The organism is Desulfobaculum xiamenense (assembly GCF_011927665.1).
Lineage (GTDB): Bacteria > Desulfobacterota > Desulfovibrionia > Desulfovibrionales > Desulfovibrionaceae > Desulfobaculum > Desulfobaculum xiamenense.
This window is the reverse complement of the sequence record NZ_JAATJA010000003.1, coordinates 214,359-230,733: the sequence shown is the minus strand read 5'-3', so window position 1 is coordinate 230,733 and position 16,375 is coordinate 214,359. Positions and strand designations below refer to the sequence as shown.

Here is a 16,375-nt window from a genome sequence, read left to right as displayed (position 1 = left end):
CGAAATGTTGTAGCACGTCCGCCGTGCGCGGGCGACCGTGCGCACTGTGTCCGTTCGCGGGGCGCGTGTCCAGTGGGCGGGCGGGGGTTAGTCGCGGTGGCGCAGCACGTCCCACCAGTTACCCCACCAGTCGGGGAAGGTGGTTTCGGCGAAGAATGTCGGGCCGAATTCCAGCGTGTGGTCAAAGGTCCACAGGTGGCGCGTGTCATAGCGAGCCAGCTTCACCGCGTCCTTGGCTGTGCACAGGATGTGGCTGATGTTCTTGAGGTCGGCCTGTGCGCGGATGTGCGTCCAGTCCGCCTGCGAGTAATCGTGGTGGTCGTCGTAGCGCAGGTGCAGTTCGGGCCTGTTGCCGAGGAGCATCTCCGCCGTGTCCACCACCTGATCTGGTTCGCCCACGCCGGTGACCAGTAGGTACGGCTCGCCGTGGAAACTCTCGGCGGCCTGCGCGAGGTCGAGACGCTTCACCCCGAGGGGCTTGAAGGAGAAGTTGAAGACCGGGGCGTTGAAACGGGCCAGCCGCGCGCGGATGAGCGGTTCGAGCGCGAGGAATTCGTCCGCCGAGCATTTGATGAGAAAGGCCGTTGCGCGGGTGAGGGCGCTTTCGTCTTCGCGCCACGATCCGGCTGGAATCACGCGGTCCCATTCCTCGTTGAGGTCCTTGGGGCGCAGCAGCACGAGGTCGATGTCACGCTGGACCTTGAGGTGTTGGAAGCCGTCGTCCAGGAGGAAGAGTTCGGGGCGCAGCTCGGCCCATGCCCACTGTGCGGCGCGCGAGCGCATGGGGTCCACCACCACGTGGCCATCGGGGCACGAGCGGGCCAGCAGCAGCGGTTCGTCGCCCGCTTCGCGCGGGGTGCTCGTTTCGGTGACCAGATAGTGCGGATGCGGCGGGGTTGCGCGGTAGCCACGGGTGAGGACCACGGCGGAGACGTCACGCCGGGCGGCCCAGCGCAGCAGCCATTCGGTGAGGGGCGTCTTGCCGCTGCCACCCCAGCCGATGTTGCCGATGCTGACGCACGGGCGCGGCGGGCGGTGGGATTCGAGAGCGCCGCGCTCGTACCACTGACGGCGCAGGCGCATGCCCCACGCGTAGGCGCGGCTGGGCAGGAAGAGGAGGGCGCCGAGGCGGCGCTGGAGGTCGAGAGTGTCGCTCATGGCAAAAAAAGGGGCGGCCGTGGCCGCCCCGGATTGGCTAGTCCCTGCTCGACCCGAAGAGCCGGAGCAGCATCAGGAACAGGTTGATGAAGTCGAGGTAGAGGGTCAGCGCGCCAAGGATGGTGCCGCGGCGCAGGACCGTGGCGTCACCGTAGGGAGCGCTCTCGCCCATGTCGCGCAGGCGCTGGGTGTCGTAGGCGGTGAGTCCGGTGAAGAGGACCACGCCGATCACGGAGATAACCCAGTGCATGACGGAATTGGCGAGGAAGATGTTGACCACCGAGGCGATGAGGATGCCGATGAGGCCCATGAACAGGAAGCTGCCCCACGAGGTGAGGTCGCGCTTGGTGGTCGTGCCGTAGATGCTCATGCCGCCGAACATGGTCGCGCAGATCACGAAGGTGGTGAACACGCTTTCGCCCGTATACATGAGCAGCACGCTGGAGAGGGACACGCCCATGAGCGCGCTGTAGGACATGAACGTGATGGTCGCCGTGGTAGCGCTCATGGAGTTGATGCCTGCGGACAGGATCATGACCAGAACGAACGGCGCGAAGATTATGACCCAGCTCAAGATGGAACCGCTGTAGAGCAGCTGGATCATATCGGGGCTCGATGCGGTGGCGAAGGCCGCGAGCGCGGTGAGGCCGAGACCGGCGGCCATCCAGTTGTATACGCCGCGCATAAAGGCGTTCACACTGTCGAGTGAACGTGCCTGCGGGCGGCTCATGGCCTGAAATCTGTTCATTTCGTATCCTCCTTGAGGTTGTCGTCGTAGTTCAGCCGAATGAAAAGGTAATACCGAACATTGGGGCTGGCAAGGGATATCGGTCGCATCCGCCTGCGATGACAGTGAAAATGCAATGCGTCATGCGCATTTGCGCCTCGCGTTACATGAGCGATGGTGCCCAGCGCGCAAGGCCCAGCGCGATGAGAAACGCGCCTTCGGGCCGCGAGACCTTCCACCCCGTGCGAATGCACAGGATGATGATGCATACCGATCCGACCAGCATGTACAGGGTCGGCGCGGCGGCGGCGGAAACGGGGAGCGGGCGCAGGATGCTCGTCAGGCCGAGCACGCCGCAGAAGTTGAACAGGTCCGATCCGATGAGGTTGCCGAGCAGCATGTCGTTCTTGCCGCGCACCGAGGCCGCGATGCAGGTGACCAGTTCGGGCAGGCTGGTGCCCGCCGCGACGATGGTCACGCCGATGGCCCACTGGGACACGCCGAGATGCGCGGCTAGCGTGGAGGCCGCGTCGACCATGAGGCTGCCGCCGTAGGACACGGCCACGAAACCCGCCGCGAGGCGCGGATAGTCCTTCCACGTGGCGATGCGCTCGTCGCTCGGGTTCTCGTCCGCCACGACCGCCGTGCGGGGCCTGCGGATGATGAGCAGCGTGATGTAGGTGCCGAGGATGGCCGCCAGCACCAAGCCGTCCACGCGGCTGAGGGTGTGGTCCATGGTCAGGAGCGTCACCAGCGACACCACGGCGATGAGCAGCATGCCGTCGCGCCGGACCACCTCCGGGGTGGTAACGATGGGGCGCAGCATGGCCATGGAGCCGAGGATGATGCCGAGGTTGAACACGTTGGAGCCGACCACGTTGGACAGGGAGATGTCCGACATGCCCTTGAAGGACGCCATGGCCGTGACGATGAACTCCGGAGCCGAGGTGCCGATGGCGACCACGGTCAGGCCGATGACCAGTTCGGGCACGCGGAAGCGGCGGGCGATGGCCGACGCCGAGTCCACGACCCATTCCGCGCCGAACCACAAAAGGGTGGCGCTGATGATGACGAAGATGAATTGCGTGAGCATGAAAAGTCTCTATACCGGGCCGGTCCGAAAGACCAGTCTGTGCAAGATGTGCAAGGGTCTGCGGCGCATTGCCCTGTGACAATGCGCCGTCATTCCGGTGTGTTGTGGAAAATGTCGGAAGCGGTTGTCGCGGTCCGTGGCAGGGCGACAGACCGCGCGGCGGCTAGTGGTTGTGCGGGTCCATGGCGTTGCGGACCGGCACGGCGTCGTCCCAGCTCGTTTCCTTCCAGCCCAAGGCTGTCTCACGCGAGGGGCGCACGACGACGTCGCGCGTGGTTTCGCCATGGCGCACGGCGACGGCGATGTCCGTTTCGGCCTTGCGGGCCTTGGGCGAGAAGGACGCCACGAAGGCGGCCGCGTCGGCCACTGCGTCGTCGCTCCAGTCTCCGGCGACCTGACGCCCGAGGGCGAGGGGGCCGGGGAAGTCGCGCAGGCTGAACACGAGGTCACCGGGCGTGATGTTGCGTTCGATCATCTCGTTGCTGCGCTGGTCGCGTCCGATGGACAGCCAGTGCGCGCCGGACCAGTACTGCCTGCCCACGTTGGCGAGGTGGAAATCCTGCGCCGTCGCCGTGGGGTGATGCTGGAACACGGGGGCGTAGCGGCAGGCCGAGGCGGACTCGGTGAGCTTGCAGCCGCCGCCGGGGGTCGGAATGTCGGTGATGCCGAACTCCGCGGCGAGGCGCAACTGCTCGTTTCTGCCACGGCCAGAGAAGCCGTACAGGCGCTCCCGGTCCACGAGGCCCGAAAGCTCCATGGGCGTGGGGTCGAGAATGAGCGCGCACAGGGGGCGCAGCAGGATGTCCTCGGAGGTCGTCTCGTTGCGGATGCTGTTCATGGCGTCGCGGCGCTGGGACATGGGCCGCTGGCCCACGACCTCGCCGGTGGCAATGAATGTGGCTCCGTAGCGCGGCATGAGGGCGCGCGCGTGCTCGATCATGATGATCTTGCAGTCCACGCAGGGGTTGAAGAGCTTGCCGAAGCCGTAGCGCGGTCCCTTGCGCATCATATCAATATAGGCGTCGCCGATGTTGACGATGTCGATGTCGAGACCGTAGGTGGCGCGCCAGCCCTTCACCCGTCCGGGGTGTCCGAAGAACGGGCTGACGAAGTGCAGGCACTTCACGCGAAGCCCCTGGGCTTCGAGCACGCGGGCCGCAAGCAATGAATCAAGCCCCGCCGAGTAGAGGACGAGGGCGTCGTAGGTGGTCTTGTTGGTCATAGGTGCATGGCCTATACCCACGCTTTCGCCGCGACGCAAGGCCCGCGTGAGGGGCGATTCCCTTGGATGACGCGGTCTGTCGGGATATTCGGAGCGAATTTGTCGGGTTATGCGAGGGTGTCGTTCCGTTGCGCCGTCGGCGGCGTTGCACGGTTGCCCGCGGGCGGTCGTTCTGCTATGTGTCGGTGGCTTTCGATACAAATATTTCATGGAGCAGTACATATGGTAAAACGTCGCACCACGCAGCCCAGTCCCGAAGAGATGCGCAGGGAGGCCCTGAGCACCGCCCTCTCGACCATCGAGCGCAAGTACGGTCAGGGTTCCGTCATGAAGTTGTCCGACGATGCGCACGTGAACATACCAACCATCCCCACCGGATCCTTCGCCCTCGACATCGCCCTTGGCATCGGCGGCATCCCCAAGGGCCGCGTGACCGAGATCTACGGTCCCGAGTCCTCGGGCAAGACCACCCTCTGTCTGCACATCATTGCCGAGTGCCAGAAGAGGGGCGGGGTGGCCGCGTTCATCGACGCGGAACACGCGCTCGATGTCAACTACGCCAGACGGCTCGGCGTGAAGACCGACGAACTCATCATCTCCCAGCCCGATTACGGCGAGCAGGCTCTCGACATCGCCGACATGCTGGTTCGCTCCGGCGCCGTGGACATCATCGTCATCGACTCCGTCGCCGCGCTCATCCCCCAGGCCGAGCTTGAGGGGAACATGGGCGAGACGCAGGTGGGCGGTCAGGCCCGCCTCATGTCCCACGCGCTGCGAAAGCTTACGGGCACCATCCACAAGTCCCGCGCTTCCGTGGTCTTCATCAACCAGATCCGCATGAAGATCGGCGTGACGGGCTACGGCAGCCCCGAGACCACCACCGGTGGCAACGCCCTCAAGTTCTACTCGTCCGTGCGCATGGACATCCGCCGCGTGCAGACCCTGAAGGACAAGGAAGAGGCCTACGGCATCCGCGCCCGAGTCAAGGTGGTCAAGAACAAGGTGGCTCCGCCCTTCCGCGAGGCCCAGTTCGACGTGCTCTACGGCACCGGCATCTCCCGCGAGGGCGAGCTCATCGACATGGGCACCGATGCAGGCATCGTGGAGAAGAGCGGCTCGTGGTACGCCTTCGGCACCGAGCGCCTCGGGCAGGGCAAGGAAAACGTGCGCGCCATGCTCCAGGAGAACACCGAGCTTCGCCAGACCATCGAGGACGCGCTGCTCGCGCACTACGGCCTCGTCGATGGCGAGGGCGGACCCGTCGCCAAGGGCGGCCCCTCCGCGCCGAAGTCGTCTGAAGGCTTCGACTCCGATGCCGACGAGAGCTTCGATGAGGGCTTCGAGTCCGAAACGACCGACGATCAGGAATTCGAGTCGACCGACGCCTAACTTTCGCGAATGCGGCGGACGAGCGGAAATCCGTTCGTCCGCCTTTTCCGTTCATACGATCCAGCCGGACATCCTATCGCCCGCGCCGGGCGAAATCTTGCGATACAGGAGAATTTCAACGTGTTGACTGCCAACGAGATCAGGAAGAAATTCCTGGAATACTACGAGCGCAACGGACACCGCATTGTGGAGTCCTCCGCGCTTGTGCCCAAGGACGACCCGACCCTGCTCTTCACCAACGCCGGAATGGTCCAGTTCAAGAAGATCTTCCTCGGCCAGGAGAAGCGGGACTACGTCCGCGCCACCACCTCGCAGAAGTGCCTGCGCGTGGGCGGCAAGCACAACGACCTCGAAAACGTGGGCCGCACCGCGCGCCACCACACCTTCTTCGAGATGCTCGGCAACTTCTCCTTCGGCGACTACTTCAAGGAAGACGCCATCCGCTTCGCTTGGGGATTCATCACCGAGGAACTGAAGCTGCCCAAGGACAAGCTCTACATCACCATCTACAAGGATGACGATGAGGCCGCCGAACTGTGGCAGAAGGTCGCCGGCGTGTCCGCCGACCGCATCTACCGCCTCGGCGAGAAGGACAACTTCTGGTCCATGGGCGATACCGGTCCCTGCGGTCCCTGCTCCGAAATCCACATCGATCAGGGCGAGCACATGTGCTGCGGTCCCGACTGTGGCATCGGAAAGTGCGACTGCGACCGCTTCCTCGAAATTTGGAACCTCGTGTTCATGCAGTACGATCAGGCCGCCGACGGCACCCGTACCCCGCTGCCGCGTCCGAGTATCGACACCGGCATGGGCCTCGAACGCATCGCCGCCGTGTGTCAGGGCGTGAACTCCAACTTCGACACTGACCTCTTCCAGTCCCTCATTGGCTACATCGCCGGGCTGACCGGCGTGAAGTACCGCCAGCAGGGCGAGGACGTGGATACCGCACTGCGCGTCATCGCCGACCACAGCCGCGCCATCGCCTTCATGATCGCCGACGGCATCCTGCCCTCCAATGAGGGCCGCGGCTACGTGCTGCGCCGCCTCATCCGCCGCGCCCTGCGCTTCGGCAAGCTCATCCGTATGAGCGAGGCCTTCCTGTACAAGGTTGCCCTCAAGGTCGTGGAGGACATGGGCGGTCAGTACCCCGAGCTGCTCCAGAATCAGGACTTCATGACCCGCGTGGTCCGCGAGGAGGAAGAGCGCTTCGCCCAGACCCTCGACAAGGGCCTCGCCATGCTTGAAGAGGAGCTGGAGAATCTGCGCGCCGCAGGAAAATCCATGGTCGGCGGCGAAGTCGCCTTCAAGCTCTACGACACCTACGGCTTCCCCCTCGACATCATCAACGACGTCGCCGAGAAGCAGGGCTTCACCGTGGACGAGCCGGGATTCGTCGCCCTCATGAAGGAGCAGAAGGCCCGCGCCAAGGCCGCGTGGAAGGGCTCTTCCGAGACCACCCTCGCCGCGCGCTTTCAGAGCCTGCTCGAAGAGGGCCTGTGCTCCGAGTTCGTCGGGTACGACTATCTCGCCGCGGGGTCCCGCATCGTGTCCCTCATGGACGCCTCCGCCGAGCCTGTCGAGAAGCTCGACAAGGGCGACGAGGGCTACATCGTGACCACCCGCACTCCCTTCTACGGCGAGTCCGGCGGTCAGAGCGGTGACAGCGGTCTCATCGTCGCCCCCGAGGGCCGCGCGGTGGTCTCCAATACCATCAAGCCCGCTTCCGGCCTCACCGTGCACCACGTCACCATCGACGAGGGCACCGTCTACGCCGATCAGGAAGTCCTGCTCGAAGTTTCCGAGGAGCAGCGCCTCGCCGCCGCCCGCAACCACACCTGCACCCACCTGCTGCAGGCCGCCCTGCGCAGCGTGCTGGGCGATCACGTCAAGCAGGCCGGTTCGCTGGTCGAGCCGGAGCGCCTGCGCTTCGACTTTACCCACATCGCCGCCATGACTCCCGAGGAGCTGCACAACGTCGAGCTGCTGGTGAACCGCGCCATCATGGCCGACATCCCGCTCTCCATCACCGAGATGGACTATCAGGATGCCGTGGCCAAGGGCGCTATGGCCCTCTTCGGCGAGAAGTACGCCAGCACCGTCCGTGTGGTCGAAGTGCCGGGCGAGTCCATCGAACTGTGCGGTGGCACCCACCTGCGCAGCACCGGACAGGCCGGTCCGTTCATGATTCTTTCCGAGTCCGGCGTGGCCGCCGGTGTGCGCCGCATCGAGGCCGCCACCGGCTGGAACGCGCTGCACTCCTTCATGGACTACCGCCGCACCGTGCTCGACACCTCCGCCATGCTCAAGGGCCGTCCCGAGGAACTCGGCGACCGTGTGCATGGTCTCCAGAAGGAAATCAAGGCACTGCGCAAGGATATGGAAAAGCTCGCCTCGCAGGCGGCTTCCGGCAGCGGCCGCGATCTCATGGACTCCGTGGAGGACATCGCGGGCATCAAGGTCCTCGTGGCCAAGGTTCCCGCTCCTAACATGGGCGCTCTGCGTACCCTCATGGATGACGTGCGCTCCAAGATGCCCTCCGGCATCGCCGCCCTCGTCTGCGAGGGAGACGGCAAGGCCAATCTCGCCGTCTACGTCTCCAAGGATCTGCACGACCGCTTCACCGCGCCGCAGCTCATCAAGCCCGCTGCCGCCGAAATCGGCGGTTCCGGTGGCGGACGTCCCGATATGGCGCAGGCCGGTGGCTCCAACCCCGCAGGCATCGATGCCGCCCTCGCCACGGTGCGCGAGCTGATCAAGGGCTAACGCCCGCGCTGCGCATACGACGCATACCGATCCACAAGGGCCGGGTCTTCCGAAAGGAAGGCCCGGCCTTTTTTCGTTATGGCCGGCCGAGCCACAGCGAAGAGCCGCTGCGCGGGGCAGGGCCTCCGGCGGCCGGGGCTTTGCCCCGGACCCCAGTCAAGGAAATGATTTCCTTGACAATCCTCACTAGGGCTTCGTCACGCAAAGCCGCACGGTGCGCCAAGGGGAGACGGCCTATCGCATATCGGGGTTCCAAGGGGCCAGCGGCCCCTTGGCCGGCGGAGCCTACGTCTCGCATGTGGCCGTGAACGATACGGCAGGGCCATACCCCGCGAAGTGGCAGGGCGGGGCGCTCGACGTGGTCTTTCGCACATCGCGATAAAAAATTATTATCGGTCTAATAAATTTTTATTGACCGCGAACGAGAAGCGCACTATTGCCTCACGAGTACGGTGAAAAACGATAATCCAACTCCAAGGAGAATGATCACCATGGCTAGCATCATCAACACGCCCAACGCTCCGGCCGCCATTGGTCCCTACTCGCAGGCGACCGTGGCGGGCAATCTGATCTTCACGTCCGGCCAGCTTCCCATTGATCCCGCCACCGGCGAGATGCCCGAGGGCATCGCCGCGCAGGCGAAGCAGTCGCTGGAGAATGTGAAGGCGATTCTCGAAGCGGGGGGAGCCTCTCTGTCCAACGTCGTGAAGACCACCGTCTTCCTGAGCGACATGGCGAATTTCGCTGCGATGAACGAGGTCTACGCCGCATACTTCGGCACGCCGTTCCCGGCGCGCAGCTGCTTCCAGGTGGCGAGGCTTCCGAAGGACGCACTTGTGGAGATCGAAGTGATCGCCAGCGTATAGGCTTCCCGCTTGACGGCCGCCATGCGGCCCGCGCCGCCCAACCCAGTGTGTGCAACCGGGCGGCGCGACAACTTTCAACCGAGGTCGAAGGGGTTTCCGAAATGAGTCACAAGAAGAAGAGTGAATGGGGCTTCATCACCCAGCTGCTGCTGGGCATCGCCGCGGGCGTGGTCGTCGGCCTGCTCGCCAATGAAGCCGTCATGGAAGTCATCTGCTCCATCAAGCACGTTCTCGGCCAGTTCATCTTCTACACCGTGCCGCTGGTCATCATCGCCTTCATCGCTCCGTCCATCACGCGCCTGAAGCACAACGCCAACCGCATGCTCGGCGCGGGCATCAGCATCGCCTATCTCTCGGCGGTGGGTGCGGCGACCATGGCCTGCATCGCCGGATACCTCATCATTCCGCACCTGTCGGTTCCCACCTCCATGGAAGGCCTGCGCGAGCTGCCCAAGGTCGTCTTCCAGCTCAACATTCCGCCGATCATGTCGGTCATGACCGCGCTGGTCACCGCCATCATCCTCGGCATCACCGTGCTGTGGACCAAGGCCGAGCTGTTCGAGAAGGCGCTTGTGGAGTTCGAGGCGATCATGCTCAAGGTCATCCAGCGGATCGTCATCCCGGTGCTGCCGCTGTTCATCGCCACCACCTTCGCCGCGCTGGCCTACGAGGGCAGCCTGACCAAGCAGTTGCCCGTCTTCCTGAAGGTCATCGCGCTGGTGCTCGTTGGCCATGGCGTGTGGCTCGCGGTGCTTTACACCATCGGCGGATTGCTTTCCGGTCGCAACCCGCTTGAGGTCGTGCGTCATTACGGTCCGGCCTACCTCACCGCCGTTGGCACCATGTCCAGCGCGGCCACGCTGCCCGTGTCCCTGCGCTGCGCCCGCCAGTCCAAGGTCCTGTCCAAGGACACTGCGGAGTTCATGATCCCCCTCGGCGCGACGATCCACCTGTGCGGCTCCGTGCTCACGGAAACCTTTTTCGCCATGACCATCTCGCTCATGCTCTACGGCCACATGCCGTCCGTCGGCACCATGGCCATGTTCATCGTGCTCTTCGGCGTGTTTGCCATCGGCGCGCCCGGCGTGCCCGGCGGAACGGTCATGGCCTCCCTCGGCATCGTGGTGGGCGTGCTCCAGTTCGACCCGGCTGGCGTCGCGCTGCTGGTGGCCATCTTCGCCCTGCAGGACAGCTTCGGCACCGCCTGTAACGTCACCGGCGACGGAGCCATCGCGCTCATGCTCGAAGGTCTCTTTAACAAGAACGGCGAACTCTCCCGCGCAAACGCGGAAGCCCTCGCCGCCGAAAGGTAGACGAAAAGTCATGAAGCCCGAATGGACCACGTACATCGACATCCTGCACAGGGAAGTCGTGCCCGCCATCGGATGCACCGAGCCTGTGGCGGTGGCGCTGGCCGCCGCCAAGGCTGCCGAAACCCTCGGCGTTGAACCCGACAGCATGGACGTCCTCGTCTCCGGCAATCTGCTGAAGAACGGCATGGGCGTCGGCGTCCCCGGCACGGGCGAGCGCGGCCTCAAGATCGCCGCAGCCGCTGGTGCGCTGGGCGGAAAGTCCGAGGCCATGCTCGAAGTGCTAAAGGACATCACGCCCATGCAGGCCGTCTTTGCGCGGACCATGGTCGTTGACGGGAAGGTGCGCGTGAACGTCGCCGACACGGACGACCTTATCTACTGCGAGGTCACCGTGCACAAGGGCGAGGACAGCGCCCGCGTCATCCTGCGCGACAAGCACACCGGCATCGTGCACGTGGAGCGAAACGGCGAGGTGCTCATGCACATCGACGCCAACGCCAACGCCGCCGATGACGCCGCCGAATGGCCGCTGACCATGGCGGGTATCCACGAGTTCGCGACCGCCGCGCCCTTTGAGTCCATCTCCTTCATCCTCGAAGCGGCACGCATGAACGAGGCCGTGGCCCGTGAGGGACTCGCCGGAGAATACGGACTCGGCGTGGGGCGCAACATTGAGGAGAACATCCGCTGCGAGATCCTCGGCGACACCATCGTCAACGAGGCGATGAAGCTCTCCACCGCTGCTACGGACGCCCGCATGCACGGCGTGAACATGCCCGTCATGAGCAACTCCGGCAGCGGCAATCAGGGCCTCACCTGCACCATGCCGGTGGTGGCCTGCGCGCACAGGCTCGGCTCCGACGAGGAACAGCTCGCCCACGCGCTCATCATGAGCCACCTCGTGAGCATCCACATCAAGCACGGACTCGGTCGCCTTTCCGCCCTGTGTGGGGCCACCGTGGCCGGAACGGCCTCGGCCTGCGGCGTGGTGCTGCTCCTCGGCGGCGGACTTCGTGAAATCGGCATGACCGTGAACAATATGGTCGGCAGCATCGCGGGCATGATCTGCGACGGAGCCAAGAACGGCTGCGCGCTCAAGGTCGCCTCCGCCGTCTCCACCGGCCTGCAATCCGCCTTCCTCGCCATGAAGGGCCACAGCATCACCGGCAGCGAAGGCATTGTGGACGACGACGTGGAACTGACCATCCGCAACCTCGGAACCCTCGGCTCCAACGGCATGCGCGAGACGGACCGCGTCATCCTGCGGACCATGGTCGATAAGGGCTGCCCGCACGCCAAGCGCGGAGGCAACGCCGCCTAGCGGCTCCACATCTGTGCAATTGCGTGGTCAAACCGACCATGTCATGCGGCTCCGCTCCATGCGGAGCCGCATTCGGCGTTCATGATGCTCCGTATTGCGCGCCATGGACAGCCTCTGTATATTGCGAAAATTCGCAACACTTTCACAAAGGGCTCATCGTGACACTCAAGAAGGCATCCAGGCTCTGCACCGTCGAGGACTACATTCCACTTGTTGACTTTCTCGGCACGTTTCTCGGCAAGGACTGCGAAGTCGTCCTGCACGACACTACACGCATCGAAAGCTCCGTCGTGGCCATCGCCAACAACCACATCAGCGGACGTCGCATCGGCTCGCCGCTCACGGACCTTGGCCTCAGCATCATTCGCGAGCGGAAATACGTCGGCAACCACTTCATCATGGAGTACAACTCCCGCTCGCGCGACGGAAAGCGCCTGCACTCCGCCACCTACTTCATCAAGGACGCGGACGGCGAACTGCTTGGCATGATGTGCCTTAATATGGACGTCACCAAGGTCTGCGCCGCACGAGACATCCTTGAATCTATCGTCTCCGCTGGCGGCTTCGACTTCGCCCAGTCCCCGGATGTCCAGCCCGTCCACGGCGAGGAAAGCTTCCACGAAAATATCGAGGACCTCACCGAAAACATGGTGCACAGCGTCATCAGCCGCTACGCCATCCCCCCGGACCGCATGACCGCCGACGAGAAGACTGAAATCGTCGCCGAACTCAACCGCAAGGGCGTCTTTCTCATCAAGGGTAGCGTCGCTGTCGTGGCCCGGCACCTCGAAGCCTCCGAGGCCACCATCTACCGCTACATGCAGAAGTGTCAGGACTGACCAAACCCGGAGCACCCACCATCGACCACCTCAAAGGCCCGCGCACACACCGCGGGCCTTTTTCATTCGTGTCGCTGTGGCCTGCCACAGCGACAAGCCGCTGCGCGGAAGTTCGCCTCCGGCGGCCGGGCTCTGCCCGGACCCGGTCAAGGGGGTGACCCCCTTGACAATCCTCACTAGGGCTTCGTCGCGCAAAGCCGCACGGTGCGCCAAGGGCACCCACGGTTATCGTATATCGGGGTTCCAAGGGGCCAGCGGCCCCTTGGCCGGCGGAGCCTACGGCTTGCATCGCTCAATGAACGACACGGCAAGCCACAGCGCCCCGGCCGCCGGGGCAACGCTTCGCGTAGCGGCTGGGCGCAAAAAAAGGGGCCGGTCCTTTCGGACCGGCCCCCCAATTCGCAATGGAAGCGCGGATGGCTTAGTACATGCCACCCATGCCGCCCATGCCGCCGGGCATGGCGGGGGCAGCGGGCTTCTCTTCGGGCTTCTCGGCGATGGCGCACTCGGTGGTGAGCAGCAGGCCAGCCACGGAGGAGGCGTTCTGCAGGGCGGTGCGGGTGACCTTCTTGGGGTCGATGACACCGGCCTTGATGAGGTCTTCGTACTCGCAGGAGGCGGCGTTGAAGCCGAAGCCGTCCTTGTTGGAGCGAACCTTCTCGACCACGATGGAGCCTTCGAGACCGGCGTTGTTGGCGATCATGCGCAGGGGCTCTTCGATGGCGCGGGTGATGATGGCGACACCAGCGGCCTCGTCGTCATCAGCCGGGGTGACCTTGTCGAGGGCCTTGGCGCAACGCACGAGAGCGACACCGCCGCCAGGCACGATGCCTTCTTCGACGGCCGCACGGGTGGCGTTGAGGGCGTCCTCGACGCGGGCCTTCTTCTCCTTCATCTCGGTCTCGGTGGCGGCACCGACGTTGATCACGGCCACGCCGCCGACGATCTTGGCGAGGCGCTCCTGGAGCTTCTCACGATCGTAGTCGGAAGTGGTCTCGTCGATCTGAGCGCGCAGCTGGGCCACGCGAGCCTTGATGTTCTCGCCGGCGCCAGCGCCGTCGACGATGGTGGTGTTTTCCTTGTCGATGACGACACGCTTGGCGGTGCCGAGGTCATTGACGTTGACGTTCTCGAGCTTGAGGCCGAGATCGTCGGAAACAACCTGACCACCGGTGAGGATGGCGATGTCCTTGAGCATTTCCTTGCGGCGCTCGCCAAAGCCGGGGGCCTTGATGGCGACGACGTTCAGGATGCCGCGCAGCTTGTTGACCACGAGGGTGGCCAGAGCTTCGCCGTCCACGTCCTCAGCGATGATGACGAGGGGCTTGGACATCTTGGCGACCTGCTCGAGAACCGGCAGCATGTCCTTCATGCTGGAGATCTTCTTCTCGTTGATGAGGATCAGCGGATTCTCAAGCTCGCAGATCATCTTCTCGGGATTGGTCACGAAATAGGGGGAGAGGTAGCCGCGGTCGAACTGCATGCCTTCGACGACTTCGAGGGTGGTCTCGAGGCCCTTGGCTTCCTCAACGGTGATGACGCCTTCCTTGCCGACCTTGTTCATGGCCTCGGCAATGATGTTGCCGATGGTGGAGTCGTTGTTGGCGGAAATGGTGCCAACCTGGGCGATCTCCTTCTGGTCACGGGTGGGCTTGGCAAGCTTGGAGAGCTCCTCGGTGAGGGCTTCCACGGCCTTGTCGATACCGCGCTTGATGGCCATGGGATTGCGGCCAGCGGCCACGAGCTTCACGCCTTCGTTGAAGATGGCCTGAGCGAGAATGGTGGCGGTGGTGGTGCCGTCGCCAGCCACATCGGAGGTCTTGGAAGCGACTTCCTTGACCATCTGGGCGCCCATGTTCTCGAACTTGTCCTCAAGCTCGATTTCCTTGGCAACGGTCACGCCGTCCTTGGTGATCACGGGGGAGCCGAAGGACTTCTCGATGACAACGTTACGGCCCTTGGGTCCGAGGGTCACCTTCACAGCGTTGGCAAGGGTGTCGACACCCTTTTTCAGCCTTTCGCGGGCCTTGGTATCAAAACGAATATCTTTGGCCATTGGTAGATCTCCTTGAAATTCTATGCGATCGAAAAAAGATTACATCTCGATGATAGCCAGGATGTCATCCTCGCGCATGACGAGGTGCTCCACACCGTCAATCTTGATCTCGGTGCCGGCGTACTTGTTGAAGAGGACCGCGTCGCCTTCCTTCACGGTCATGGGGATGATCTTGCCGGAGTCGTCGGCCTTGCCGGGGCCCGCAGCCACAATCTTGCCCTTCATGGGCTTTTCCTTAGCGGTGTCGGGGATGATGATGCCGCCAGCGGAAACTTCCTCGCTCTCCAGGCGCTTGACCAGAACACGATCGTTAAGCGGTTTCAGCTTCATTGGGATTTCCTCCATTTGCGAATTATTTTCGATACGCTGTTGGCACTCGTCTTGGGTGAGTGCCAAATCCGTCGTCTAGCAGATATAGCCTGATTCGGCAAAATGCAAAGCCAAATCAGGCAACGCCAGAAAGATTAGTTCGTGGGCGGCGATAGTCAACACCCCATCCCTCATTTTTTTTGAAACATTTTCCAGTGGATGCCGGGAAAGGCCCGTCCCGACTGGATTCCCCGGCGTTCCTGGACGGGGCTTGGCCAGCCTTTCCCTTCGCAGCGCTGCAGGGTATGCTTCGAAGGTCCGAGTCCATAGACTTCGCAAAGGAAATCCGCAATGCATGTCAGCCCGAGCACAGTGAAAGTTCGGTCCTGCGCCGTCGGGGCGCTGGCCCTCGCTCTGGTCTCCGTTTTCGTCCTGTGTGCCTGCTCGGACCCCGAGCCGGTGAAGAAGGTGGACCTCTCGCGGCGCGAGGAAATGACATTTCGCGCCCGCAAGGGGGAGATCACCTACGCCTATCTGCCGCAGTACTCACACAGCGTCTCGTACCAGCGGCATCACCTGCTGGTGGAGTATCTCTCGGAGGCTACGGGCCTGACCTTCCGTCAGGTCTTCCCGGATACCTTCGACGAGCACATGAACATGGTCGGGCAGGGGCTCATCGACATTTCGTTCTCCAACCCCTTCATCTACGTCAAAATTGCGGAACGCTACGGCGCGCGGGCCTTCGCGCGGGTGGTGGAGGCCGGACGCGGGGCCAACTTCCGCGGGCAGATCATCGTGCGGCGCGACAATCCGGATATCCGCACCATCGAGGACGTGAAGGGACAGCACTGGCTGGCCGTGGACCCATCGTCCGCAGGCGGCTACCTCTTTGCCCTCGGGCATTTCGCCGAACACGGCATCCACAGGGAGGACTTCGCGGAAATCGCCTTCGCTCCCGGTCCCGGCGGCAAGCAGGAAAAGGTGGTCCTCGGCGTCTATTCCGGACGCTACGGCGTGGGCTCCATCCGCGAGGGTAGCCTCGAACTGTTGCGCGACGCCGTGGACATCTCGCGCATCCGCGTGCTGGCGACCACGCGTTGGTATCCCGGCTGGGTCTATGCCGCGCGCAAGGGGCTCGATCCCGAGATTACCCGCAAGGTGGCCGAAGCCATGACGGCCCTGTCCCTTGATGCGCCGGAGCATCGGCCCATCCTTGAAAATGCACGGCTGACGGAGATCATCCGGGCCACGGACAAGGATTTCGACCCCGTGCGGGAACTCGCCGAGCGCATCGGCATGGACCTCGGACGCTAGGAGGA

The 16,375-nt window shown here is 63.7% G+C and carries 13 protein-coding genes; 7 read left to right on the top strand and 6 right to left on the bottom strand.

From position 1 onward, the window contains the following. Window positions 1-87: 87 nt before the first annotated feature. The 4 genes from lpxK to GGQ74_RS13845 form a co-directional block, all read right to left on the bottom strand. Window positions 88-1,158, bottom strand: coding sequence for a tetraacyldisaccharide 4'-kinase (gene lpxK, locus GGQ74_RS13860; protein ID WP_167942188.1), 1,071 nt, complete (start codon window positions 1,156-1,158; stop codon window positions 88-90). Window positions 1,159-1,195: 37 nt separating this feature from the next. Continuing rightward, the gene (locus GGQ74_RS13855) at window positions 1,196-1,906 is read right to left on the bottom strand and encodes a Bax inhibitor-1/YccA family protein (RefSeq protein WP_167942187.1); all 711 of its coding nucleotides are present in this window, start codon (window positions 1,904-1,906) and stop codon (window positions 1,196-1,198) included. A 142-nt stretch (window positions 1,907-2,048) separates the two neighbouring features. Next, window positions 2,049-2,978, bottom strand: coding sequence for a calcium/sodium antiporter (locus GGQ74_RS13850; RefSeq protein ID WP_167942186.1), 930 nt, complete (start codon window positions 2,976-2,978; stop codon window positions 2,049-2,051). Between the two features lie 163 nt (window positions 2,979-3,141). After that, window positions 3,142-4,200, bottom strand: coding sequence for an adenine nucleotide alpha hydrolase family protein (locus GGQ74_RS13845; RefSeq protein WP_167942185.1), 1,059 nt, complete (start codon window positions 4,198-4,200; stop codon window positions 3,142-3,144). A gap of 222 nt (window positions 4,201-4,422) precedes the next feature. Here GGQ74_RS13845 and recA point away from each other — a divergent pair, with 222 nt between their 5' ends. The 6 genes from recA (at window position 4,423) to GGQ74_RS13815 (ending at window position 12,691) form a co-directional block, all read left to right on the top strand. After that, the gene (gene recA / locus GGQ74_RS13840) at window positions 4,423-5,589 is read left to right on the top strand and encodes a recombinase RecA (RefSeq protein ID WP_167942184.1); all 1,167 of its coding nucleotides are present in this window, start codon (window positions 4,423-4,425) and stop codon (window positions 5,587-5,589) included. Between the two features lie 120 nt (window positions 5,590-5,709). Next, window positions 5,710-8,352 carry an alanine--tRNA ligase gene (alaS, locus tag GGQ74_RS13835; RefSeq protein ID WP_167942183.1) on the top strand — a complete coding sequence of 881 codons (2,643 nt, stop codon included), beginning with the start codon at window positions 5,710-5,712 and terminating at the stop codon, window positions 8,350-8,352. A 491-nt stretch (window positions 8,353-8,843) separates the two neighbouring features. After that, entirely contained in the window at window positions 8,844-9,218 is a 375-nt protein-coding gene (locus GGQ74_RS13830) for a RidA family protein (RefSeq protein WP_167942182.1), read from the top strand. A gap of 101 nt (window positions 9,219-9,319) precedes the next feature. Then, window positions 9,320-10,531: a dicarboxylate/amino acid:cation symporter gene (locus GGQ74_RS13825; RefSeq protein ID WP_167942181.1), complete on the top strand. Its 1,212-nt coding sequence runs from the start codon at window positions 9,320-9,322 to the stop codon at window positions 10,529-10,531. Window positions 10,532-10,541: 10 nt separating this feature from the next. Next, a complete protein-coding gene (locus tag GGQ74_RS13820) occupies window positions 10,542-11,852 on the top strand; it encodes an L-cysteine desulfidase family protein (protein ID WP_167942180.1) in 1,311 nt (436 codons plus the stop codon). 158 nt (window positions 11,853-12,010) lie between these two features. Next, window positions 12,011-12,691, top strand: coding sequence for a helix-turn-helix transcriptional regulator (locus tag GGQ74_RS13815; RefSeq protein WP_342448626.1), 681 nt, complete (start codon window positions 12,011-12,013; stop codon window positions 12,689-12,691). Between the two features lie 421 nt (window positions 12,692-13,112). Here GGQ74_RS13815 and groL read toward each other — a convergent pair whose 3' ends face one another. Beyond that, the gene (gene groL / locus GGQ74_RS13810) at window positions 13,113-14,747 is read right to left on the bottom strand and encodes a chaperonin GroEL (RefSeq protein ID WP_167942178.1); all 1,635 of its coding nucleotides are present in this window, start codon (window positions 14,745-14,747) and stop codon (window positions 13,113-13,115) included. Between the two features lie 39 nt (window positions 14,748-14,786). Next, a complete protein-coding gene (gene groES, locus GGQ74_RS13805; RefSeq protein ID WP_167942177.1) occupies window positions 14,787-15,077 on the bottom strand; it encodes a co-chaperone GroES in 291 nt (96 codons plus the stop codon). Between the two features lie 330 nt (window positions 15,078-15,407). Here groES and GGQ74_RS13800 point away from each other — a divergent pair, with 330 nt between their 5' ends. Next, window positions 15,408-16,370, top strand: a complete 963-nt coding sequence (locus GGQ74_RS13800) for a phosphate/phosphite/phosphonate ABC transporter substrate-binding protein (protein WP_167942176.1) — start codon at window positions 15,408-15,410, stop codon at window positions 16,368-16,370. Window positions 16,371-16,375 lie beyond the last annotated feature (5 nt).

What these genes read in the sequence shown, in the direction of transcription:
- GGQ74_RS13845 (WP_167942185.1), bottom strand. Translation starts at nt 4,200, where the DNA reads ATGACCAACAAGACCACCTACGACGCCCTCGTCCTCTACTCGGCGGGG.
- lpxK (WP_167942188.1), bottom strand. Translation starts at nt 1,158, where the DNA reads ATGAGCGACACTCTCGACCTCCAGCGCCGCCTCGGCGCCCTCCTCTTC.
- groL (WP_167942178.1), bottom strand. Translation starts at nt 14,747, where the DNA reads ATGGCCAAAGATATTCGTTTTGATACCAAGGCCCGCGAAAGGCTGAAA.
- GGQ74_RS13825 (WP_167942181.1), top strand. Translation starts at nt 9,320, where the DNA reads ATGAGTCACAAGAAGAAGAGTGAATGGGGCTTCATCACCCAGCTGCTG.
- GGQ74_RS13800 (WP_167942176.1), top strand. Translation starts at nt 15,408, where the DNA reads ATGCATGTCAGCCCGAGCACAGTGAAAGTTCGGTCCTGCGCCGTCGGG.
- GGQ74_RS13850 (WP_167942186.1), bottom strand. Translation starts at nt 2,978, where the DNA reads ATGCTCACGCAATTCATCTTCGTCATCATCAGCGCCACCCTTTTGTGG.
- recA (WP_167942184.1), top strand. Translation starts at nt 4,423, where the DNA reads ATGGTAAAACGTCGCACCACGCAGCCCAGTCCCGAAGAGATGCGCAGG.
- GGQ74_RS13830 (WP_167942182.1), top strand. Translation starts at nt 8,844, where the DNA reads ATGGCTAGCATCATCAACACGCCCAACGCTCCGGCCGCCATTGGTCCC.
- GGQ74_RS13820 (WP_167942180.1), top strand. Translation starts at nt 10,542, where the DNA reads ATGAAGCCCGAATGGACCACGTACATCGACATCCTGCACAGGGAAGTC.
- GGQ74_RS13855 (WP_167942187.1), bottom strand. Translation starts at nt 1,906, where the DNA reads ATGAACAGATTTCAGGCCATGAGCCGCCCGCAGGCACGTTCACTCGAC.
- groES (WP_167942177.1), bottom strand. Translation starts at nt 15,077, where the DNA reads ATGAAGCTGAAACCGCTTAACGATCGTGTTCTGGTCAAGCGCCTGGAG.